Consider the following 20,995-nt stretch of genomic DNA (forward strand, 5'->3'; position numbering starts at 1 on the left):
CGACACAAAGCGGCGGGCCGTCTCCCGACAGCCCGCCGCCCACCATTCCGTCATGACACTTCCCGCCCGGGAAGAATGCAAGGGCGCCAAGAGCGGCAGGACTCAGCGCCCGTGAGAATCGACCTCCATCACCAGCGCCATCAGACGGAAATCCAGCGGTCCGTCGTAACTCAGGCAAAAGCCCTGCCCCACACCCGGCTGCGGCACATTCGTCAGGCGAATCGCTCCCGTAAAGGGATAACTCAGGCCATCGCGCTCCGGCTCATACTGCTCCCAGCGCTCGACATGCGCCGCTCGGTACGAAAAATGCGGGTCCGACTCCTGCACGCGCAACTTCACGCGTCCCAACTGCCGCACCGTGTTAAAATTCACCTCGCGCTCCATCCCCATCGTCTGCAACACCGAAGCAAAAGACGCCCCCACAACCCAGTTGCCCGAGGCGCCCTCCGGCAGCACCACCGCTCCGTCATCACCCACCGACACCCGTACAAAGCCCTCCGCCGAACCCGACGGCCGCCCATACACCTGCAAACCGGCCAAATGCGGATAAAGGGGCGCCTCCTCCGCGGCATCAAACTCGACAGCCCCGTCGACAAACGCCGCACCGTCGACCAAGCGCTCGATGCTCACATGCCCCGAAACCGCATTGCGCAGCACCAGCCACAACTCATCCTCATGGCTATCGAGACTCGAAAGCGCCGACACATGCAACACCTCACGCCCCGGGAAAACCACCCGCTGCCACGCCGTCACCTGCTGCTCCGCGTTCGTCGTCAGCACCGCCAGCAAGCCATTCTCCATCAGCACCCACAGCTGCGTATTGCTCCCCTTCTGCACCGTCCACTCGCGCACGCCCGAGGCGAACAAATGCTCCGCGAGCAAACTCGTATCCGTCGATGTAAATCCGTCTGCCTCGAGCTTGTATGAAATCTCCCGCAAACGCTTACCGCCCCGCTGCACATAAAACACCGTATTCTCGACCCCATGAGCGCCGAGGCGATCACTGCCCACCGACGACTGCCGGCTGAACAGAGCCGAGGACGCCGTAATCGCCGATCCCGACGCCGTGCTGAGCGTCCACTCGCTCGACGACGTCCCCACCAACAAACTGCGCGCCGGGCAAATCCAGCAAATACGGCTCTGATCCGACGTCGCAATCGTCACGTGCAGCGCATCGTCATCGTTCGAGCCCACGCGGAAATTGCGATAATCATCCACACTGCTGCCGAAGAGCGTCGTCGGCTGCCCGGCCGTACCGCCGAACCACAAACGACCTTGGTGCAAATTGCAAAAAGACGGATAACCATTGCGAGCACCGAAAGCCCCGAAGCTCCAACTGCGCGTCGAAAACACCTTCGGATAATCCAAATACGGCGTCAGCACCTCCGCCGTCGCCTTCGTTGCGCTCTCTACTGACACAATACGCATCTTGTACTCGCGCTGCCCGCCCAACACGCGGAAACACAGCATAGCCGGCAGCGTCGTCGTCGACTGCGCTTTGCAGATCAGCACCATGCGGCAGGCGCGATCCTCCGAGCCCGAAAAAGACCAATTCTTGCGCTCCTGCGAACCATCCTGATGAAAAGAATGCAAACGCGTCCATTGCCACTGCGTATAATCCTGCAACTGAGCCCGAGAATCATACGTACGCCACAACTCCCACATCCCGTTCCACTCGCCATAAGTCTCAAGCTCCCAATCCCCGCAAACCTCAAAGGGCAACTTTCGATCATTCAACACGAAAGCACCGGGAATAAAACACAAACTGTAATCCGCCGGCGACGTACTCCCCGAAAACATCGAAGGCATATAGGGACTGCGGCAGTAGTAAAAATGATACATCTGCTCCGCCGAATCATAAACGCGGTACGTACAACTCGGCCGCACGGACTCCGTCTCCAGATTCGGCAACTCATAAGTATTCAGCGCATAAGTCTTATTCAAAAAATACGACATCGGAGAAATCGGCGCATCGGCAATCACGAACTCACGCCCCTCCATCTCAGACGAAAAGCGCAGCGTCGACGAGCCGGAGACCAGCGTCGCCGTCTTCCCTCCCTGATGAATCGACACCTCCAGCAGCCCGTCCTGCAACTGGTATGACTCACGGGGATAAGGCTCCAGCTCGAGCTCCGAACATGACCAGTCATTATCCGCATAGCGACTCAACGCATAGGGCGGAAACTTCGCGTGCGTCACGTAAATCACATCATTCACCTGAGTCAGCTCCATCTGTGCAATCGCCTCGGCCGAGTCCCAAGGCACGGACAACACGTAAGGAGCACCCTCCGCATCCGTCACCGGGAGGGCATCGCGATAAACCCGCATTCCGCCGGGGAAAAACTCGAGCATCAGCACATCCGACTCCGAGAAGCGGAAGGGCACAAGGCGCACCGCCCCCTGAGTCTGCTCGTAAGCCGGAGCGACATACACCGTACCGCAGCGGCGCTTCACTCCGCCATAAGGCTGAACCATAAAATTCTGCAACAGCGCAGCTCCTCGTTGATAAGCCTGCAAATCGAAACGAGACTCGAGCCAAGGGCTCAACTCTCCGGCGGTAAAACCGAGCACAAAGGGATTATCCTGCATGCGCTCACCATCGCATATAAAACGATAAAGATCAACAAAGAGAGGAAGCGCGGCAACACCTGCCCGCAGACGGGCGGGCAGCGCGGACGCATGGGCGGAGCGGGTGAGATAGAGGGTGAGATAGAGGGTGCGAGAGAGCGGGAGAGAGAAGGACTTCGAACCATCGACCGATCGAAAAAAAAGGCAGTGCCGACACTCCGGCCCGGTGCGGAATCCGCGGCTGAGGCCGGGGACAGCGCCAAGCCGCACGCCACGGGCTCGGCAAATAAGCCCCCGACGCCAAACTCCCCCGAGAGATGCTGCTTGACGATGGGCGGTGAATAGTGTACTCTGGCTGCATGAAGTTTTCGACGTTGATGAGCCTGCCCGCCGCTCTGGCTCTCGCCCTGCTGCCGTCATGCCAGATAGCGCAGCAGCAGCAGTCGCAGACCGACGCAGAAAAGCGGGAAAAGACCGACGAGCCGGCGCCCCTCTATCTCGGCACCGTACACCAGGTACATGCCGACCGCAACTTCGTTGTTCTGCGGATGATCGGGCCGATGCCCGCAGCCGGCTCCACCCTCATCACACACCCGGCCGACGGCAGCAATACCCGAGTCGGCAACCTCGAACTGCGCGATACACGCGCCGTGCGCGGCTTTATTACGGCCACCATACGCTCGGGCACCGTTGTGAGCGGCGATGCCGTCTACCTCTACCGCGACGTGCTGCGCCACCCGGGCAAGGAGCAAAGCGTCTCCGGCGACCCGCTCGCCCCGGTATCGGGAGGCTTCGGCTCCGGCACGGCGGACGGCACGCCGGCTGCGACGACAACGGGTCAGCCGACCGGCCTGACGCCCGGCAGCGGCTATGCGGCGCCCCCTGCGTCACCGACTCCCGCCGTGGTTGACCCCGTCAGCGATGCGCTCAACGCCGGAGCTGCGCCTAGCGGCGGCACCGCCACGCCCAAGCCCGCATCCGCTCCCTCCAAAGACGAATTCCCCTCTCATCTCAACGACATCCCCCTCCACGTCGACGATTGGGACTGATATCCCGACGCCCCGCTCTCTCCGCGGTGCGGCGGCACCACGTCCCTCGGCTCTCACCTCCTTGACATGAAACTGCAATACTACACCGATGAAGACGGCGAGACCGTCATCGGTCTTTGGGTTCCGAAGCGCCGATGCTTCATCGACGTCAGCTCGAACGAAGATCAAATCTGGGCTGCCCTCCAGCCGGACGGCAAAAAGCTCCGCAAGGAGATTGAAACGTGGATCTCCAAGGGGGCGCCCGACGGTGTGCCCGTGGATTCGGAGGGTCTTGTCGTGAGCAGCGCCCTGCCCGTGCAGCCCATCAACATTGCCTGCCTCGGTAAGAGCTACGCTGATCACGCGATGGAGTTCAGCGGAGACAAGCCCGAGGAGCCCTCGCTCTTCCTGAAATCCCCCTCGGCCGTCAGCGCGGATCTGAGCTGCGTCATCAACCCGGCCGGAGCCGAAAAACTCGACTACGAAGTGGAGCTCGCCGTCGTCATCGGCGACACCCTGCATCGCGCCGATGAGAAGGAGGCGCGCCGCGCCATCATCGGCTACACCCTCATGTGCGACTACTCCGAGCGCTCCTACCAGCTTGAGCACGGGGGGCAGTGGACCAAGGGCAAAAGCTGCGACAGCTTCGCGCCGTTCGGGCCCGTTCTCGTCACCCGCGATGAAATCCCCGACCCGGACGCCCTGCAACTGCAGCTCAAGGTCAACGGCGAGCTGCGGCAAAACGGCAACAGCTCGCAACTCATCCGCCCCGTGGCGCAGCTGGTCGCCTACGTCTCTCAGTTCATCACACTCAATCCCGGCGACGTTGTCTCCACGGGAACGCCGGGAGGCGTCGGCATGGGCATGAACCCTCCCCGCTACCTCAAGCCCGGCGACGTCGTTGAGTTCGGCTGCGATGCCATCGGCTGGGTCAGGCAGACCGTCATCGCCGAAGACGAAGACTAAACGCATCCTCCCTCGCTCTATCAGGAAATATCAGGGCATAAGAGAAAAACAGACACGCATCCGCATCTCGCGATTTTTTGAGCCTAGGCCGCAAATTGGTATTGCAAAGGAGCGCCGGGATGTTATAATGACTACCTGCAATCCTACCAAATCAACCTCGGACCTTTCTGCCATGAATATTCTCGTTACAGGTGGCGCCGGATTCATCGGCTTCCACGTCGTCAAGCGTCTTCTCGCTGACGGCCATCGCGTCGTCGTTGTTGACAATCTCAACACACTCAACTCACGGGAGCTGAAACTCGCCCGACTCGGCGAGCTGGGCTTCGACTGCACCCGCATCGCGTACGGCGCCTCCGTGCCCGGTCCCGGCGCTCTCTCCTTCCGCCAGCTCGACATCCTCGACGAAGGGGGTATCAATGCCCTTTTTGAGGCCGAGAAGTTTGACAGCGTCGTGCACATGGCGGCCGTGACGGGCATAGACGAGTCCATGCGCAATCCCGAATACTTCATCAAAAACAACTACATGGGCACGATGAATATCCTCGAGGCTTCGAGGCGGCATGGCGTCCGCCATCTGTTCTTCGCCTCGAGCGCCTGTGTGCACGGGGCGCGGGCGCACGCTCCGCAGAGCGAAGAGGATGACGTTGATACCCCGATGAGCATCTACGCCATGACGAAGCGCTGCGCGGAGCTCTCCTGTTACACGTACGCCAAGGCATACAAACTCCCCGTAACCGTCTTCCGTTTCTTCTGCGCCTTCGGGCCCTGGGGGCGCCCGGACTCGCCGCCGATGACGATTGCGCGCGACATAGCGGACGGCAAAACCATCTCCATCTGCAACAACGGCAATCTCATCCGCGACTTCACGTACGTTGATGACGTCGTCGACGGCGTGGCGATCGCCCTGTCGAATCCGCCGCTCGCCCTCGGCGGAAACGCACCCTACGCGCTCTACAATGTCGGGCGCGGCAAGGCCATCCCGCTGCGCACCTTCATCCAGTCCATCGAGACGGCCATGGGCAAGAGTGCCTCCATCGACGTCGACTCCACGCCGTCGATTGAACGGGGTGAGAGTGCCGAGACCTACGCCGACACCTCGAAGCTCGAGGCTCAACTGGCCTACTCGCCGGTCTGGGACTTCGAAGAAGCCGTGCCGATTTTCGTTCAGTGGTTCCGGCAACACTACAAAACGACCTTCCATTATTGACCCCACCCCGGGCGGAAGGGGCAGTACGCCTGCTCCTTCCGCTCTCTCCACTCCGTGAATTCCCTCCTCTACAGCCTCGCCAAACGTTTTCTCTTCTGCCTCGACCCCGAAACAGCTCACACGCTGACCCTCTCCGGGCTGCGAGTCGCAGAAAAGCTTCATCTCTGCTCCCTGATCAACGGCCGCCGCATTGACGACCCCGTCACCGTCATGGGGCTGAAGTTCCCCAACCGTGTGGGTCTTGCCGCCGGGATGGACAAGGAAGCCAACACCTTTGCGGCCTTCGGGCACCTCGGCTTCGGATTTGTGGAGGTCGGCACGCTCACGCCGAGGCCTCAGCCGGGCAATCCCAAACCGCGCTGCTTCCGCTGCATTCCTCAGCAGGCCATCATCAACCACATGGGCATCAACAACCCCGGCATTGAGGAGGGCGTGGAGAACATTCGCGCCGCGCGCCGTTTCAGCGGCGTGCTCGGTGTCAACATCAGCAAAAACGAATCGACGCCGAACGACGAGGCTCGCGTGGATTACCTCACCTGCCTGCGGGCTGCTTGGCCCGTTGCCGACTACATCACCATCAACTTCTCCTGCCCGAACGTGCCGAACCTCTGTGAGCTCGCCCGGGCGGACTCGGCGGCGGATCTGCTGGCGGCGCTCAAGAGCGAACAAGCCAATCTCGTCGGCGAAACGGGGCGCAATGTGCCCATTGTCATGAAGGTTTCGCCCGACATGGGCGAGACGCAGATCCGCGAGCTCGCCAAGGTCTTTGTCGACTGCCAGCTCGACGGGCTCATCTGCACCAACACCACCACCTCCCGCGACGGTGTTGAAAATCACCCCGCAGCGGCGCAAAAAGGCGGTCTGTCGGGCAAGCCCCTGTACAACAAAGCGAATGAAACGCTCGAGGCCTTCGCCCAGGCTTTCCAAGGGCGCATTCCCATCATCGGCGTGGGCGGCATCATGAGCGCGGATGACGCCGAGGCCAAAATCAAGGCCGGAGCCTCGCTCGTGCAGCTCTACAGCGGCTTCGTCTTCAAGGGGCCTCAGCTCATCACGGACTGCGCCCGCCGCCTGCGCGACATGAAGCGGTGCTGAGCCCCGCTCAAAGACACCAACAGCTTCGCCTCCCGCCGTCTGCATCAACTGCGGACGGCGGGATTGTCGCGTGCACGAGCCTCCCCCCTTGCGCCCCTCTGAGGCCTGCGGCGCAGGGGAGCGCCTCCGCGCCTGAAATGCGGCCTTGAGCCGCAGCACAGCGCAGCCGCCGCCTGCACCCCGCAGCCTCCCCGCAGCCTCCCTGCGGTCGCGCAGCGCGGAAACGACGCGCGGATGGCCCGCAAGCGCGTGCAAGCTCAAACGGTTGGCGAGTTAGCTTGCCTCGGGCGCCGGGTAGAGCTATGCAGGACGTCATGCCCGCGCTGAAACGTTCGACCTTTCACTTCGTGCTGATCTTTCTGCTCATCAGCTTCAACCTGCGCATGGCCTTCTCCGCGGCCAACCCCATGCTCGACACCCTCATCGTCGACTTGCACCTCAGCCCGTCAGACAGCGGTCTCTTTGCCCTGCTGCCCGTCATGGCCATGGGTGTTGCCGCCCCGCTCGGAGCGCGCCTCAGCTGCCTCATTCGCCCCCGTCTCCTGATCGTCCATGCGCTGGCTGCCGCCATTCTCGGCGTCATCTGGCGCAGTTACGGCGGCATTCTCGGGCTCTACGGCGGCACCGTCATCACGGGGCTCGGTTTGGGTATCACGGGCTCCGTCATCTTGGGCATCGTCAAGGTGCAGTACCCGCAGTATCTGCCGGAGCTCATGGGCGGCTACACCGCCTGCGTCTGTCTGGGCACCTCTGTCGGCTCGGGCAGCGCCACGCCGATCGCGCTGATGTTGGGCAGCTGGCAGAAAGGACTCCTGTTCTGGGCTCTCCCGCTGCTCATCGCACTCATTCTCTGGGTCGAATACCTCGTCAACAGCCGGGACAAACTCGTCAACCCCCACCCCATCAATGCCTCCATGCTGCCCCTGCTGCGTCAGCGGAGAGCTTGGGACGTCACGCTGTTTTACCTCTTCCGCGTCGCGGGCTCGTGGCTCATCATCGTCTGGCTCTCCACCCTCATGCGCCTGCGCGGACTCGGCGCGATTGAAGCGGGGCTGGTGCTGTCTCTCGCAACGGTTTTTCAAATCCCCAGTTCCCTGCTCTCACACCAATTCGCCGTCTGGCTGGGCAGCCGGCGGAGACTGATGCTCGTCACCATACCCCTTTCCTGCGTCGCCTGTGCCGGCTTGCTCGAAGCGCCTCTGGACCTCTGGCCGCTTTTCTCCATTCTCCTCGGGCTCTGCATCGGCTCGATTTTCACCCTCGGCATGAACTTCATTGTGGAGGGCGCTTCCGATGAAGCCGGAACCGTCGCCCTCTCGGGCATGGCGCAGGGCATCGGCTTCATCGTCGGGGGTGCCCTCGCCTGGCTGGTGAGCAGCAGCATGCTGCTGCCGCATCCCGAACTCTTCATCCTCGGTTTCTACACCCTCTTCGCCTTGTCCGGTCTCGCCTTCGGCCTCCGTTGCGACCGCTCGACTCCTCAAAAAACGTAAATGCCGGCATTTGACATTGCCAAGCCGCCGAAAACATGCTATATTCAGCATATAGAAAGTCGACTTCCATGAAACGAGCTATCCTTTCCCTTTCCTTTCTTGCCGGTACCGTTGTCTGCGCCGCCCCGCTTTCCCTCAACCCCTTTGCTACGCTGAACAGCGAGGCCGACAAGGAGGAGTCCGCTGCCGCAACTCCCGCCGATGCCCCCGCAGAGGGAGCAGATAACAAGAGCGCCGCTTCAGCACAAGCCGCCGACGGCAGCGCGCAAGCAGGCACCACAGCCGAAAATCAACAGCAGGCCGCCGGAGCATCGGACGCCGATGAGACGCTCATGGCACGTCTTACGCGCAGGTTGGAGGAGGCCGACACCCTGATGAGTCAGGTCAAAAAGCCTTCCCGCACCCTCAACTCATCCATGAAACGCTTCAAGGATCGCTCGGCTCGCGATCTCGATGATATTCGCAAGGTGACGGGCGAGGTGCGCGACCTCAACGAAAAATACAACAACACGCTCACCGGCGGCTTTGAGTTCACGGTGGTGACGGCGGGCGATCGCGACAAGTACGTCCGCGATGCGCAGGCGGCCTACGAGGCCATGCTCACCGACATGAAGGAGAATAAGGGCAAGCGCAAGGTCGGCGGTCTGGGCAAGTTTGAGTTGATGCGCGATCGCTACCAAGGCATCCCAGAATACGTCCAAGCCCACGAGACCTACCTCAAAACGCTCACGCAGCTCGACAAACACTGGACCAAGATGTACGAGCGCGAGACCAAGCGCCGTGAGCGCATGAATGACCAGAGGCAGCGGGCTCTCGAAGAGGCCGACGATGAGCAATACGAGAAGTTGGCCGAGCAGTTTAAGCGGGAGAAAGAGAACATTGAGACCGTCTGGTACAACCCTCAGCCCCGCAACCTCAAGATGCTCCGCAATTGCACCAACCGCGTGAAGGATGCCCTGCGCCGCAACAGGGATGCGGAAATGGACGACGCGGTCGGCAAGGTGCCCGAGATGCTCACGGCCTTCTGGGCCAAGATGGATGAGGCGCGCGAGGCCATGATGCGCGGCGAGTTTGACCGAGCGACGGAACTGCTCGACAGCGACGAAGTGACGCGCGGCGTCACGCGTCTGCGCAACAACATCTTCCCGCAGGAGTACCGCGAGCCCCTCAACGAGCAGCTCCGCGTGCTCAAGCGCGAGGTCAGCACGCGCTCCCGCAACCGCAACCGCGAAAAACTCTCTCTCGAACGCAAAATCACCGACCTTGATCGCAAGGTTCGCAGCTTTGAGGCGAGAGTCGACAACATGATCGCTTCGATTGAAGACGAGCTGTCCCGACAGACGGATGAAGATCTGCCCGATGCCGACGATGCCGCCGGTGACGGCGATGCGGCCGGTGACGGTCAATCCGCAGAAGGCGAGGCGGAGCCCGGGGAAGAAGCGGAGTCGGGCGACGGCGAAAAGAAGACGGACGACGCCAAGGACGGGAGCGGCGAGCAGCAGGAGGGCGAAGACCCGGCGTGAGCTCGCGCTCTCGGGGTTGACAGCTTCATCGCTTGCGCCTATACTAGGGCTCATGAAAAGTCTCCCGATCGTCGCGTGGGCGGCCTTGGTGCCGTTGGCGGCTCCTCTCAGCACAGCCGCAGAGCAACTCTCGCCCGAGATAGAAGAGGCGATGGAGAGTTTTTGCGCTCTGCCGGCCAAGCTGCTGCCCGTGCTCAGCTCCGTGACGGACAAAGCTACCGCTGATGCCGCTGCGGAGCCGCTCTACCGCGAGCTGTCCGGCGTCTACGAGGTCTGCGATGCGATGCGCGGCATCCGGCAGCTCACCCCGGAGCAGAGCGCCCTCGTGCGCAAGCGCTATGAGATGCGCATGCGCACGGAGTGGGGCAAACTCTATGAGCAGATTTTTCGCCTGCAACGCGCGCAGTGCTACTACTCCACCGCGTTCAACAAGCAATTTCAAACCCTCATCATGATGCTGGAACAATGATGCGCCTCTCCTGTCTTCTGCTGCTTCCCGGGCTGGCTCTCAACCTGGCCGCGCAAGAGCCGCCCTCGGCTGACGGATTGCTGATGACGCCGAATTCCTCTGAGGAAAGCTCCGAAGACGATCAGGCTCACCACCCTCTGCCGCCCATGCCCGATGATGAGCTTTTTGCCGAGGAGGAGCTGCCTGAAGCCTCGCAAGAGGACGGAACAGCGCCTTCGGCGGCCGAGGATCCGATTGCACGCCACATTGCGAGGGGGGTGCAGCTGCTGGAAAGCCTCGAGGCCATGATGGCAAGCGTCGGCGATCGCGAGAGTGCCGACAAAGTTGCCGACAAGCTCGGCCTCTTGAGCCGGGAGCTTCAAAAGTGGGTTCAGGGCTTCGCCGCTCTTCCGGCGCTGGATGAAGAGGAGGGTCGAGCCTATTGCGATCGCTATTTGGGCGCGGTGCGGGATCTCAACGACAGAATCAGGGAGCAGGGCAGCCGCCTCTCAGCCGCTCAGTATTACGGCTCGGTCAAGCTGGCACAGGAGCTTCAGCGGCTCGTGCTCACCATGAGAAAATAACGGCATGAGGATTGCCCTCTCCGCACACGCACCCCGCTCTCGCCGCGCATGAGTCAAGATCTTCGCCTCGCGCTGCTCATCGCCGGCCTTTGCCTCATCGGCGCCCTGCTGATGTATGCGGCAGGCGTGAAGCGCGGCACGTCGGTGACGGTGCTGCATCGAGGCCATTTCCCGAATCCGGGCGATGCCGCCACGGCTCTCTTCTATTACCTCTTCTTTTGCCTGCTCTACCTGCCCGTCGGCGTCGCTAATGCAGCGGCGGACACTCCCGCAGAGTCCGGCTCGGGGCTGAGTCTCGAGATCAGCAACATCGCCTTCACCCTCGTCATCTATGCTCCCCTGCTGCTCCGTTGGGCTCTGTTGCCGCATTCCGGCAGGCGGCGCATCAGCTTGCTCAACGCCGCACGCTTGCTCGGCACCGGGCTGGCCGGGGTCTTCGCCTTCATCATCCTCTACCAGCTGAGCGGTCTGTACGGCTTCATTGTCAATCTCAGCGGCGCGCCTGCCCTGCAGCAGGTCAGCAGCGAAGTCATCAACGCCCAAGGCGGCGCTCACCTCGCCGCCCTCGGCGTCTCGACCCTCCTCATCGCTCCCGTCTGCGAAGAGGTCTTTCACCGCGGCTTCGTCTTCACCACTCTGCTCCATCGCTGCGGCTTTGTGCCGGCTGCCCTCATGAGCGGACTGCTCTTCGGTGCCCTGCACTTCGCGCTGCCGCAGTTTCTGCCGCTGAGCTTCCTGGGCTTCACTTTGGCATGGGTCTACTACCGCAGCAGGAGCCTGTGGCTGCCCATTGTTCTGCACGCGCTCTTTAACGCCTTCAACTTCGGCATGCTCGTCCTCTTATGACTCCCGACCGCGCCAGCTTCGCCGAACTCGGGGAAAACGCAGCGCTGCAACGCCTGCTGGACCACCTGAGCAGCAACGACCGCCTCATCGTCGGCCCCGGTGACGACTGCGCCGTCGTCGCCGGAGATGACACATACGACCTGCTGCTCAAAACCGACGTCGTCATCGAAGGCGTGCACTTCACACGCGATACACCGCCCGAGCTCATCGGCCGCAAAGCCCTCGCCCGCACCCTGTCGGACATCGCCGCCATGGGCGGGCAGCCCGACCATGCGCTCGTCACCCTGCTGGCGCACCCCTCGCGCGCCGTCCGCGATGCCGAGCGACTCTATGACGGCATGGCCGAGCTGGCCGAGGCCTTCGGCGTCTCCATAGCGGGCGGAGAAACCTCGTCGCTGCCCGCGGACGGCCTCATCATCAACGTCGCCCTCACCGGCCGCGTCCGGCGCGGAAAAGCCGTTCTGCGCAGCGGTGGGCGCCCGGGCGACACCCTCTGCGTCAGCGGCAAATTGGGCGGCTCTTTTGAAAGCGGACGCCACCTGACCTTCACCCCGCGACTCGAACTGGCCGAATACCTGCTCTCTCATGACCTGCGACCCGGCGCCATGATGGACCTCTCGGACGGACTCGGAAGCGACCTGCCTCGCCTCGCCGCCGCCTCCGGCTGCGGCTACGAACTCGACACGAAAGCCATCCCCTGCCACCCCGGCATCAGCGTTCGGCACGCCATCAGTGACGGCGAAGACTACGAACTGCTCTTCACCCTCGACGACGCCCAGCTCGAACGCCTCCGCCGCCTCGAGCCCCCCGTCCCCATCACCCCCGTCGGGCACCTCACGCGCAGCTCCGTAACACCTTTGATTTCAGGTTGGCAGCACTTCATCAAGCGCCCTCTCTGACCCCTTTGTCAGCCGCTCCGACCTAACACGCCCACCGCCGTGCACACAGAGCTTCAAAATTAGTTTCATTGTTGATAATAAGTCATTTGCAAAAATTTTTCCCTTGTTCCACAAGCATCCGAGATGCCATCATGGCCAAGCTCATAAAAGTCAAGTTTTCCTTACTAAGGCCGAGGTCTCGGAGAAACTTTTTCTCAACGTGTGGAACGCTCATAGAACGGGCAGATGAGCGCAAGGGCACGAGAGGCCCGAGAGAAAAAAAGCTTTGCAGAAGGGGGGAGGGCGTGCGATAGTTCTCCCCGCAAAGGCGCCCGGCCGACGATCGGCGGGCCACAGATAGAAAAGGAACACACATGAGCAAAACGAGCGAGGCAGCAGGTTTGTGGGAGAGCATCATGAACACCATGAGAGCGGACAACAGCCTGGGGGAGGGATCGTTTGGTTCCACCTTTCTGACCCAGCTCAAACTGCTGACGGACACGGGCAGCAAGCTTGTATTTGAGTACCCGCGGGGCATGATGATCGAGTGGGTGCAGAACTACTACCTCGACTCGATGACGGCCGCAGCTGCCCGCGTGCTCGACGGTGCGCGAGACATCGAGTTTATCGAGCAGCAGGACGAAGACTCAAACGAGATCACCGCCGCAGCACCGACCGATGCCGCAGCGACGCCTTCCGTCACCGCGGCAGCCTCTTCCCCGACGGCGGCGAGCGCTGCTCCTCGAGCCGAGCGCTCGAGTCGCAAGCGCAGCGCCAAGCGCCGCGTGTACGTCAACAGCGGTCTCAACGAGGACTTCCGCTTCGAGAACTTCGTCGTCGGTCCGAACAGCGAGTTCGCCTACGAAGTGGCCAAGGCCGTTGCCTCTGATACGGCGCCTCGCTTCAACCCCTATTTCATCCACGGCGCCTCGGGGCTGGGCAAAACGCATCTGCTGCATGCCATCGGCAACGCCATCCGCGAAAAACGCGAGGAGGTCTGCGTGCTCTACGTCACCTGCGAGGACTTCACGAATGCCTACATCGACGCCATCGGCAGCCGCAGCGACGAGAAAAACGCAGCCATCCGCGCCTTCCGGCGCAAGTACCGCGAAGCGGACGTGCTGCTCATCGACGACGTCCAGTTCCTCTCGAAGCGCCAGAAGACTCAGGACGAGTTCTTCTACACCTTCAATTCTCTCTTCGACAGCGGCAAGCAAATCGTCATGACCGCAGACTGCGCCGCGCACGAGATCACCGACCTCGACCCGCGCCTCAGCACGCGCTTTGAACAGGGTCTCACCGCTTCCATTGCACTCCCCTGCTTCGAAACGCGCCTGGCCATCCTGCGCAACATGCGCAGCAAGTGGAAAAGCGATCTGGTGGGCGATGAGGTGCTCGAATTTCTGGCGAGCAATATCACGCGTTCCGTGCGCAGCTTGGCCGGTGCCCTGACGCGCATCGGAAGCTTGGCCTCCTTTTCCCATCACAGCCCGAGTGTTTCGGAAGCTCGGCAGCAGGTGCGCGATCTTCTGCACAACGATCGCGGCAACGACCGCAACACCATTGAGGCCATCCAGAAGCGTGTCGCGGAAGAGTTCGACATCCGCGTCTCCGACCTCACCGCACGCCGCCGCACCGCCCAAATCGCCCACCCGAGGCAGGTGGCCATGTACCTTGCGCGCCGCTGCACGCAGAGTTCGCTGCAGGAAATCGGCGCGGCCTTCGGCGGCCGCGATCACGGAACGGTCATCCATGCGGCGCGCACCATCGAAAAGAAGATTGAAACCGACTCGCGCTTGCGCCGCTGCGTCGAGCGCTTGGCCGATCAATTTTCATGACGCCTTTCTCCGGGGCAAGGTCCCGGGTTAACTGCACGACAAACAAACGGCGCTGCCATCGCAGCGCCGTTTCGCTCGGGCGAACAGGCGGAAAAAGAGCCTCGGCGCGGAAGATTCGGGCAGCGGGCAGAAGCTTCTCCGCCCTGTTTGCGCTTGAATGAACGGCGCGGATGTGTTAAGAAACACCGCGTGAGTTCGCAAGGCATGGAGCAAGGCATGCGGCAGAACATGGTTGCCACGGCAGCCATGCAGATGTTCATGCGCACCCTGCAGGCCACCAACACCGAGCTCGCGCAAATCGCCTCGCAAGCCATCGCCGCCAACCCCGCCCTCGAAGAACTCCCGCCCCCCCACCGCGACGAGAGCGATGAAGGCGACGAGCGCGGCGGTCGCGACCGCGCCGCCGACCGCACTCGGCACGACGCGAGCGGAGAAAATGACACACCCTCCCTCGATCGAGCCGCCACGCAGCGCCACAGCGCCTTTCTGGAGAACCTCTCCGAGCCCGTCACCCTCGCCGAACACCTCAGCGAGCAGGTGCGCCAAAGCGCCCTGCCCGCCCCCTTGGCGGAACTTTGCCTGCAACTCATCGACCGCCTCGATCACCGTGGCTACTTCAGCGAAACCCGCGAACAAACGGAGCGCGAACTCCGCGCTTCTCGCCCGCTTTTTGAGCGAGCCCTGGCCACCCTGCAGGATCTCGACCCCGCCGGCGTCGGCGCCTTCAGCCTGCAAGAGAGCCTCATACTCCAACTCCTCCGCGCCGACGAAGGCGACAGCTTGGCCATGCGACTGCTGCGCGAGCGCTGGGACGACCTCGTGCGGCACCGCTACGCCGAAGCCGCCCGCGCACTCGGCGAGAGCGAAGAAGCCGTCGCCGGCGCCGCCCGCCGCATTGCCCGCCTCAACCCCGACCCCGGCAGCATCTTCAACCGAGCCGAAGAGCACGTCATCACCCCGGACCTCATCGTCCGCCTCGAAAACGGACAGCCCGTCGTGCAGCTCACCAACGAGGGACTCCCCCGCCTCGGCCTCTCCGCCGCCTACCGAGACATGCTGGCCGAGCGCGCCGACGACACCGACCTGCGGCGCTACCTCTCGCGCTGCTTCCGCGAGGGCCGCGAACTCATCAAAGCCATCAGCGACCGCCAGCAAACCATCCTCAGCGTCGCCCAAGCCATCGTCCGCCGCCAAAAACCCTTCTTCACCGACGGCCCGGCCGCCCTGCGCCCCCTTCGCATGGAAGACATCGCGCAGGACACCGGCCTGCACCTCTCGACCGTCTCCCGCGCCGCCAAGGGCAAATACCTCCAATGCGACCACGGCGTCTACGAACTGCGCCGCTTCTTCACCGCAGCCCTGCCCGCCGGCAACGAAGGCGAGAGCGTCTCGGCCGGAGCCGTGCAGGCCCGATTGCGCGAGCTCATCCGCAGCGAAGACCCGCGCAAACCCCTCTCCGACGCCAAACTCGAAGCCGCCCTCGCGGCCGAAGGCATCAGCGTTGCCCGCCGCACCATCGCCAAATACCGCGAGCAACTTCACATCCTGCCCGCCAGCCTCAGGCGGCGGAACTGACCTGCGCACCGACAGGCAAAGGGCCCTTTGTTTTTACCCGTTCCAAACTAGGCTCTATTTAGCCTTGATTCGGCGTTGCAAAGCCGCTATAATGCCCCCACCCCGCACCGACATGAGAAAAACAAAAGGCAGCAGCAGCAAAAACGCGCGCAACCTCGCCTGCTCCATGGTGAGAATGGCCGGCGTGCGCATGACACGCCAGCGCCGTGCCGTGCTCGAGACCATCATCTCATCCACCGACCACCCGACGGCCGGGCAGATCTACGAGCGCACCTGCCGCAACAGCGCCGGCATCTCGCTGGCCACCGTCTACAACTGCCTCGAAACCATGTCCGAAGCCGGGCTCATCAACCAGCTGCGCTTCGACAACGGCCCCTCGCGCTACTGCCCGAACCTCGTGCCGCACGTCCACGTGCTCGACGACAGCAGCAACCGCGTCATCGACGTCAAACTCAAACCCGGCATACGCATCGAAGACGTCTTCGACCTGCCGGAAGGCGTCTGCGTGCGCAGCATGGACGCCTGCCTGCACGGCATCATCCCCGAGCACTGCCTGCCCCCTTCACAAACAAAATCATGAGCCTCATCATCAAAGATTTGCATGCCCGCGTCAAAGACGGCGCGGAAATCCTCAACGGCATCAATCTCGAGATACCCAAGGGCGAAGTCCACGCCATCATGGGGCCCAATGGCTCAGGCAAGAGCACCCTCTCGAAAGTCCTCTGCGGCCATCCCGACTACGAAGTCACCGCCGGCAGCGCGGAAATGGACGGGCAAGACCTCTTCGCCATGAGCGTCGATGAGCGCAGCCGCGCCGGCCTCTTTCTCGCCTTCCAATACCCCGTCGAAGTCCCCGGCGTCACCAACGCCAACTTCATGCGCGCCGCCCTTCAGGCACGCCTGCCGCAGGACGAGAACCTCGACACCGTCGCCTTCTACAAGAGCCTGCGCAACCGCATGAAGCAGCTGGGCATGGACCCGAAGTTCACCGCGCGCGCCGTCAACGAAGGCTTCTCCGGCGGCGAAAAGAAGCGCAACGACATCCTGCAGATGATGATGCTCGAACCCACCTACGCCATCCTCGACGAGACCGACAGCGGGCTCGACGTCGATGCCCTGCGCATCGTCTCCGAGGGCGTCAACGCCATGCGCGCCCCCTTCCGCAGCTTTTTGGTCATCACTCACTACAAGCGCCTGCTCGACTACATACGCCCCGACGTCGTGCATGTTCTCTACAAAGGACGCATCGAGCGCACGGCCGGCTATGAACTCGTCGAGCACATCGAGCAAAACGGTTTTGATTTCCTCAAGGACGAAGCCTGAAAGCCATGTCTGAGACAACACCCGACCCCGCCGCCGACCTTCGGACGCCCGCGGATTCCCCCTTCAGCATCGACACGCGCGGCGAGTTCTCCTTCCCGGAAAACCACCGCTTCGACGCCGGCTACGGCCTCACGGAAGACACCATCGACTACATCTGCGACGCCAAGGGCGAACCCGACTGGCTGCGTCAATTCCGCAAAGAAGCACTCAAGAAGTTCCGCGACATGCCCATGCCCACCCACTGGGCGCCGGAAGGCATCAGCGGCGTGGACTTCGACAAAATCCGCTACTACCTCGCCCACGGCGTCGCCCCCCGCAAGAGCTGGGATGAAGTCCCCGACGACGTCAAGCGCACCTTCGAGCGCCTCGGCGTCCCGGAGCAGGAACGCGCCTTCCTTGCCGGCGTCGACGCCCAGTACGACTCCGAGACCGCCTACAACAACATGCAGGAAGAGCTGCGCAAGAAAGGCGTCATCTTCGTCAACTCCACCGAAGGCCTGCGCGACTACGAAGACATCTTCCGCCCCTGGTTCGGCAAAGTCATCCCCGTCGGCGACAACAAATTCTCCGCGCTCAACCACGCAGCCTTCTCGGGCGGCTCCTTCATCTACGTCCCCAAAGGCGTCAAACTCGCCCAGCCCCTGCAAGCCTACTTCCGCATCAACTCGGAAGCCATGGGGCAATTCGAGCGCACCCTCATCATCGCCGACGAAGGCTCCGAACTGATGTACATGGAGGGCTGCACCGCGCCGAAGTACGACAGCGCCACCCTGCACTCCGGCGTCGTCGAACTCGTCGCCCTCAAAGGCGCGAAAATCCAATACGTCACCGTCCAGAACTGGGCCACCAACGTCTACAACCTCGTCATCCAGCGCGGCCTCGCCATGGAGGACGCCGAAATCCGCTGGATCGACTGCAACCTCGGCTCCGGCCTCACCATGAAATACCCCGCCGTCGTGCTGCGCGGGCGCCGCGCGCGCGGCGAAGTCGTCAGCATCTCTCTGGCCCACAGCGGCCAGCATCAGGACACCGGTGCACGCATGATTCACGCCGCCCCCGAGACCAGCTCCAACATCGTCGCCAAATCCATCTCCATCGGCGAAGGACGCGCCAGCTACCGCGGCGAAGTCAAGGTGCTCAAAGGCATGAAGGGCTGCCGCAACAACACCGAATGCGACGCCCTGCTCATCAACGCCTGCAGCCGCACCGACACCTACCCCGCCATCAGCGTCAACGGCAACACCGGCTCCGTGCAGCACGAAGCCTCCGTCTCCCAAGTCGACGAAGAGCAGCTCTTCTACATGCAGCAGCGCGGCCTCACCCGTGCGCAGGCCATGAGCCTCGCCGTCAACGGCTTCATCAACGACCTCGTGCAAGAGTTCCCCATGGAGTACTCCGTCGAACTGCGCCGCCTCATCGACCTTGAAATGGAAGACTCCATCGGCTGACGCCGCCAACCCTCCCCCCTTCCTAGCTCAACATATGGATCTTCCCGACAGCGAAGCCACTCAAAGCCTGCAACTGGCCCTCGAACAAGCACAGCACGAAGCACGCCTGCGCAACGCCCGCACCCCCGATCGCCTCAACGAAAATTGGCGCTTCGGCCGCCCTCACCTCTACGCCGAAGCCCTCGTCGCCGCCCTCAGCGGCCGACGCAACGAAGGCCGCTGCGCCTGCGAGGCGCCCGAAGGCTGCGCCGCGCCTCTCGATGCGGACATGAAGGCGAGCCTGATGAGCCTGCGCAGCATCGGCTCCGACAAAATCGTCGCCCTGCACCTCGAGCGCTTCGGCGAAGGCTGCTGCCTCTACATCGAAGGAGAAATCACGCGCCCCATCGTCATCGACTACGAGACCGACAGCCTCTACAGCCCCGCCACCCTCATTCTGGCGGCCGAAGGAGCCAAGGCCCGCATCATCGAGCGCTACAGCGTACGCGGCAGCGGCACCCTCGTCGCCCTGCGCAGCATCATGGCCCAGCGCGGGGCCGATATCAGCCTCGAACTCGAAGTCAGCGGCGAAGCCCCGGAAGGCGACGGCCCCTGCGCCATGCACATCACCAACATCGAAGCCGTCGATGCCAACGTGCGCCAGCTCACCCGGCACCGCGGCCTCAGCTGGGCACGCGAAGAAAGCATCGCCACCGTTCTCCACGGCCCGGCCAACATCGAACTCTACTCCGCCAATCGCCTCAGCGGTGAGCAAGTGCTCGACCAGCACACGCGGCAGGAAATGCTCACGGGGCACTCCACCACCAACCTCCTCTACAAAAACGTCGTCGACGGCGACGCCACCGCCACCTTCGCCGGCAATATCTACGTCGCCCCCGGCGCCCATGAAACCGACGCCTACCAGGCCAATCGCAACATGCTGCTGAGCGAAAACGCCACCGTCAACTCCCTGCCCGGCCTCGAAATCCTCGCCGACCACGTGCGCTGCTCGCACGGATCCGCCAGCGCCCCCATGGACGAAGAGCAGCTCTTCTACCTGCTCAGCCGGGGCATTCCGCGACACGAAGCCCAACTGCTCGTTGCCGAAGGCTTCCTCAGCGACGCCGTCGATCGCTTCCGCAACAGCGAAGACAGCGAAAGCGAAGCTTGAGCCCGAGACCGAATGATGCCTGCGGCGCACCTGCGTCGGCGATGAAAAAAGCCGGTTGCCACACCCGACAAGAATCAGCAAACTCGGAGTAGGAAGCGCTAAGCTCGCGCACACGCCCTCCCTGCCCCCCGCATCAACAACGTTCGCACAATCAAACAACTCCTCAGCGAAACGCACAATGAACACCCACCTTCGCCCCCTCGCCGGCATCGCACTCGCCCTCGGCCTCGCACTTCCCGTTTCGGCTCTCACGCCGGCCCAATTCATCGAGGGGGCACGTGATGCAAACCTCGACGTCAGCATCGACCGAGAAACCGAAATCATCCGAATCCGCTCCGTCCATTTTATCTTCTCCGGCCGAAACGAAAGGCCCCTTTCATCCGCCGACTCCCAACACCCAATCGAAGGAGTCGTCGCCTACACCTTCATCGACGTCGAGATGCCGGACGACGAGGTCATCGAAAGCCTCTCCTTGGAACTCCGTAAAAAGTACGGCGTCATCCTGACCCAAATCGACGGCAAACTTGCTGTGGCAACCTGCGAGCGAGGACTCGAGGGACAAAAGGACATTGACGTTCTGGGAAAAATCAACCGCTGCGTCGAGCGGATTCATAAGGCCGTCAGCATGGCTGACGACGATTAAGTGCCTTTCGCCCGCGCCTCGGGGACATCGGAAGCGGCATCGCGCTGCTCACCTCTGTCTCTAGGGTTCAGACAAAGAGAAGTCGCTCTCGGGGCGAAAGCGGGAGGACGGCGGAGTCTCCCTCACATTCAAAACAAAACGGCACGCGGAGAGCGATTCGACGCCGACCGTGTCGGATAGGGTTGATTCACCCATTGCCTCGGATTCGTTCAGCGGAAGAGATTCGATCTCAGAGATGAAGCGAGATGGGCTCTATGCCGGTGATACCTTGCAGGGATTTGATGCCTTACCGCAAAAAAACGGCCGCGTAAGCGGACAAAAATCCGCACCATACGCGTAGCGGACAAAAATCCGCACCGTAATCCTAATAAGTCATTATTTG

General features: G+C 62.4%; 18 protein-coding genes. 17 read left to right on the top strand and 1 reads right to left on the bottom strand.

Annotation, left to right across the window (positions count from 1 at the left end; translation table 11 throughout):
* Positions 1–102 precede the first annotated feature (102 nt).
* On the bottom strand, positions 103–2,589 hold the full coding sequence (locus tag AC6UAL_RS03800) for a phage tail protein (RefSeq protein ID WP_500682037.1): 2,487 nt from the start codon (positions 2,587–2,589) through the stop codon (positions 103–105).
* Positions 2,590–2,927: 338 nt separating this feature from the next.
* Between AC6UAL_RS03800 and AC6UAL_RS03805 the strand changes: the two genes are divergently transcribed.
* The 17 genes from AC6UAL_RS03805 to AC6UAL_RS03885 all read left to right on the top strand — a co-directional run bounded on the left by AC6UAL_RS03805 (position 2,928) and on the right by AC6UAL_RS03885 (position 20,613).
* Entirely contained in the window at positions 2,928–3,617 is a 690-nt protein-coding gene (locus AC6UAL_RS03805) for a hypothetical protein (RefSeq protein ID WP_500682038.1), read from the top strand.
* Between the two features lie 66 nt (positions 3,618–3,683).
* Positions 3,684–4,562 carry a fumarylacetoacetate hydrolase family protein gene (locus tag AC6UAL_RS03810; RefSeq protein WP_500682039.1) on the top strand — a complete coding sequence of 293 codons (879 nt, stop codon included), beginning with the start codon at positions 3,684–3,686 and terminating at the stop codon, positions 4,560–4,562.
* Positions 4,563–4,734: 172 nt separating this feature from the next.
* Complete coding sequence (locus AC6UAL_RS03815; RefSeq protein WP_500682040.1) at positions 4,735–5,769, top strand: NAD-dependent epimerase/dehydratase family protein; 1,035 nt, start codon at positions 4,735–4,737, stop codon at positions 5,767–5,769.
* Between the two features lie 54 nt (positions 5,770–5,823).
* Positions 5,824–6,864, top strand: coding sequence for a quinone-dependent dihydroorotate dehydrogenase (locus tag AC6UAL_RS03820; protein WP_500682041.1), 1,041 nt, complete (start codon positions 5,824–5,826; stop codon positions 6,862–6,864).
* Positions 6,865–7,178: 314 nt separating this feature from the next.
* Positions 7,179–8,357: an MFS transporter gene (locus AC6UAL_RS03825; protein ID WP_500682042.1), complete on the top strand. Its 1,179-nt coding sequence runs from the start codon at positions 7,179–7,181 to the stop codon at positions 8,355–8,357.
* A gap of 68 nt (positions 8,358–8,425) precedes the next feature.
* Complete coding sequence (locus tag AC6UAL_RS03830) at positions 8,426–9,880, top strand: hypothetical protein (RefSeq protein ID WP_500682043.1); 1,455 nt, start codon at positions 8,426–8,428, stop codon at positions 9,878–9,880.
* Between the two features lie 52 nt (positions 9,881–9,932).
* Positions 9,933–10,349, top strand: a complete 417-nt coding sequence (locus AC6UAL_RS03835) for a hypothetical protein (RefSeq protein WP_500682044.1) — start codon at positions 9,933–9,935, stop codon at positions 10,347–10,349.
* A complete protein-coding gene (locus AC6UAL_RS03840; RefSeq protein ID WP_500682045.1) occupies positions 10,346–10,912 on the top strand; it encodes a hypothetical protein in 567 nt (188 codons plus the stop codon). The genes AC6UAL_RS03835 and AC6UAL_RS03840 overlap by 4 nt, the downstream gene beginning before the upstream one ends.
* A gap of 48 nt (positions 10,913–10,960) precedes the next feature.
* On the top strand, positions 10,961–11,758 hold the full coding sequence (locus tag AC6UAL_RS03845) for a CPBP family intramembrane glutamic endopeptidase (RefSeq protein ID WP_500682046.1): 798 nt from the start codon (positions 10,961–10,963) through the stop codon (positions 11,756–11,758).
* Positions 11,755–12,657, top strand: a complete 903-nt coding sequence (thiL, locus tag AC6UAL_RS03850) for a thiamine-phosphate kinase (protein ID WP_500682047.1) — start codon at positions 11,755–11,757, stop codon at positions 12,655–12,657. Before AC6UAL_RS03845 ends, thiL begins: the two co-directional genes overlap by 4 nt.
* Before the next feature lie 353 nt (positions 12,658–13,010).
* Positions 13,011–14,474: a chromosomal replication initiator protein DnaA gene (dnaA, locus tag AC6UAL_RS03855; protein ID WP_500682048.1), complete on the top strand. Its 1,464-nt coding sequence runs from the start codon at positions 13,011–13,013 to the stop codon at positions 14,472–14,474.
* A gap of 189 nt (positions 14,475–14,663) precedes the next feature.
* A complete protein-coding gene (gene rpoN / locus AC6UAL_RS03860) occupies positions 14,664–16,049 on the top strand; it encodes an RNA polymerase factor sigma-54 (RefSeq protein WP_500682049.1) in 1,386 nt (461 codons plus the stop codon).
* 112 nt (positions 16,050–16,161) lie between these two features.
* Entirely contained in the window at positions 16,162–16,629 is a 468-nt protein-coding gene (locus AC6UAL_RS03865; protein WP_500682050.1) for a Fur family transcriptional regulator, read from the top strand.
* A complete protein-coding gene (gene sufC / locus AC6UAL_RS03870; RefSeq protein ID WP_500682051.1) occupies positions 16,626–17,372 on the top strand; it encodes a Fe-S cluster assembly ATPase SufC in 747 nt (248 codons plus the stop codon). The genes AC6UAL_RS03865 and sufC overlap by 4 nt, the downstream gene beginning before the upstream one ends.
* A 5-nt stretch (positions 17,373–17,377) precedes the next feature.
* A complete protein-coding gene (sufB, locus tag AC6UAL_RS03875; RefSeq protein WP_500682052.1) occupies positions 17,378–18,820 on the top strand; it encodes a Fe-S cluster assembly protein SufB in 1,443 nt (480 codons plus the stop codon).
* Between the two features lie 34 nt (positions 18,821–18,854).
* A complete protein-coding gene (locus AC6UAL_RS03880) occupies positions 18,855–19,970 on the top strand; it encodes a SufD family Fe-S cluster assembly protein (RefSeq protein WP_500682053.1) in 1,116 nt (371 codons plus the stop codon).
* Positions 19,971–20,148: 178 nt separating this feature from the next.
* Positions 20,149–20,613: a hypothetical protein gene (locus AC6UAL_RS03885; protein WP_500682054.1), complete on the top strand. Its 465-nt coding sequence runs from the start codon at positions 20,149–20,151 to the stop codon at positions 20,611–20,613.
* Positions 20,614–20,995: the final 382 nt, after the last annotated feature.

The organism is Candidatus Parakkermansia intestinigallinarum, assembly GCF_944389695.1.
Classification (GTDB): Bacteria; Verrucomicrobiota; Verrucomicrobiia; order Verrucomicrobiales; family Akkermansiaceae; genus Akkermansia; species Akkermansia intestinigallinarum.

Excerpts from the sequence above, each read along its gene's own strand:
- AC6UAL_RS03865 (WP_500682050.1), top strand. The coding sequence starts at position 16,162 with ATGAGAAAAACAAAAGGCAGCAGCAGCAAAAACGCGCGCAACCTCGCC.
- AC6UAL_RS03805 (WP_500682038.1), top strand. The coding sequence starts at position 2,928 with ATGAAGTTTTCGACGTTGATGAGCCTGCCCGCCGCTCTGGCTCTCGCC.
- AC6UAL_RS03825 (WP_500682042.1), top strand. The coding sequence starts at position 7,179 with ATGCCCGCGCTGAAACGTTCGACCTTTCACTTCGTGCTGATCTTTCTG.
- thiL (WP_500682047.1), top strand. The coding sequence starts at position 11,755 with ATGACTCCCGACCGCGCCAGCTTCGCCGAACTCGGGGAAAACGCAGCG.
- AC6UAL_RS03835 (WP_500682044.1), top strand. The coding sequence starts at position 9,933 with ATGAAAAGTCTCCCGATCGTCGCGTGGGCGGCCTTGGTGCCGTTGGCG.
- AC6UAL_RS03885 (WP_500682054.1), top strand. The coding sequence starts at position 20,149 with ATGAACACCCACCTTCGCCCCCTCGCCGGCATCGCACTCGCCCTCGGC.
- dnaA (WP_500682048.1), top strand. The coding sequence starts at position 13,011 with ATGAGCAAAACGAGCGAGGCAGCAGGTTTGTGGGAGAGCATCATGAAC.
- sufC (WP_500682051.1), top strand. The coding sequence starts at position 16,626 with ATGAGCCTCATCATCAAAGATTTGCATGCCCGCGTCAAAGACGGCGCG.
- AC6UAL_RS03840 (WP_500682045.1), top strand. The coding sequence starts at position 10,346 with ATGATGCGCCTCTCCTGTCTTCTGCTGCTTCCCGGGCTGGCTCTCAAC.
- AC6UAL_RS03830 (WP_500682043.1), top strand. The coding sequence starts at position 8,426 with ATGAAACGAGCTATCCTTTCCCTTTCCTTTCTTGCCGGTACCGTTGTC.
- AC6UAL_RS03815 (WP_500682040.1), top strand. The coding sequence starts at position 4,735 with ATGAATATTCTCGTTACAGGTGGCGCCGGATTCATCGGCTTCCACGTC.
- AC6UAL_RS03880 (WP_500682053.1), top strand. The coding sequence starts at position 18,855 with ATGGATCTTCCCGACAGCGAAGCCACTCAAAGCCTGCAACTGGCCCTC.
- sufB (WP_500682052.1), top strand. The coding sequence starts at position 17,378 with ATGTCTGAGACAACACCCGACCCCGCCGCCGACCTTCGGACGCCCGCG.
- AC6UAL_RS03800 (WP_500682037.1), bottom strand. The coding sequence starts at position 2,589 with ATGCAGGATAATCCCTTTGTGCTCGGTTTTACCGCCGGAGAGTTGAGC.
- AC6UAL_RS03845 (WP_500682046.1), top strand. The coding sequence starts at position 10,961 with ATGAGTCAAGATCTTCGCCTCGCGCTGCTCATCGCCGGCCTTTGCCTC.
- AC6UAL_RS03810 (WP_500682039.1), top strand. The coding sequence starts at position 3,684 with ATGAAACTGCAATACTACACCGATGAAGACGGCGAGACCGTCATCGGT.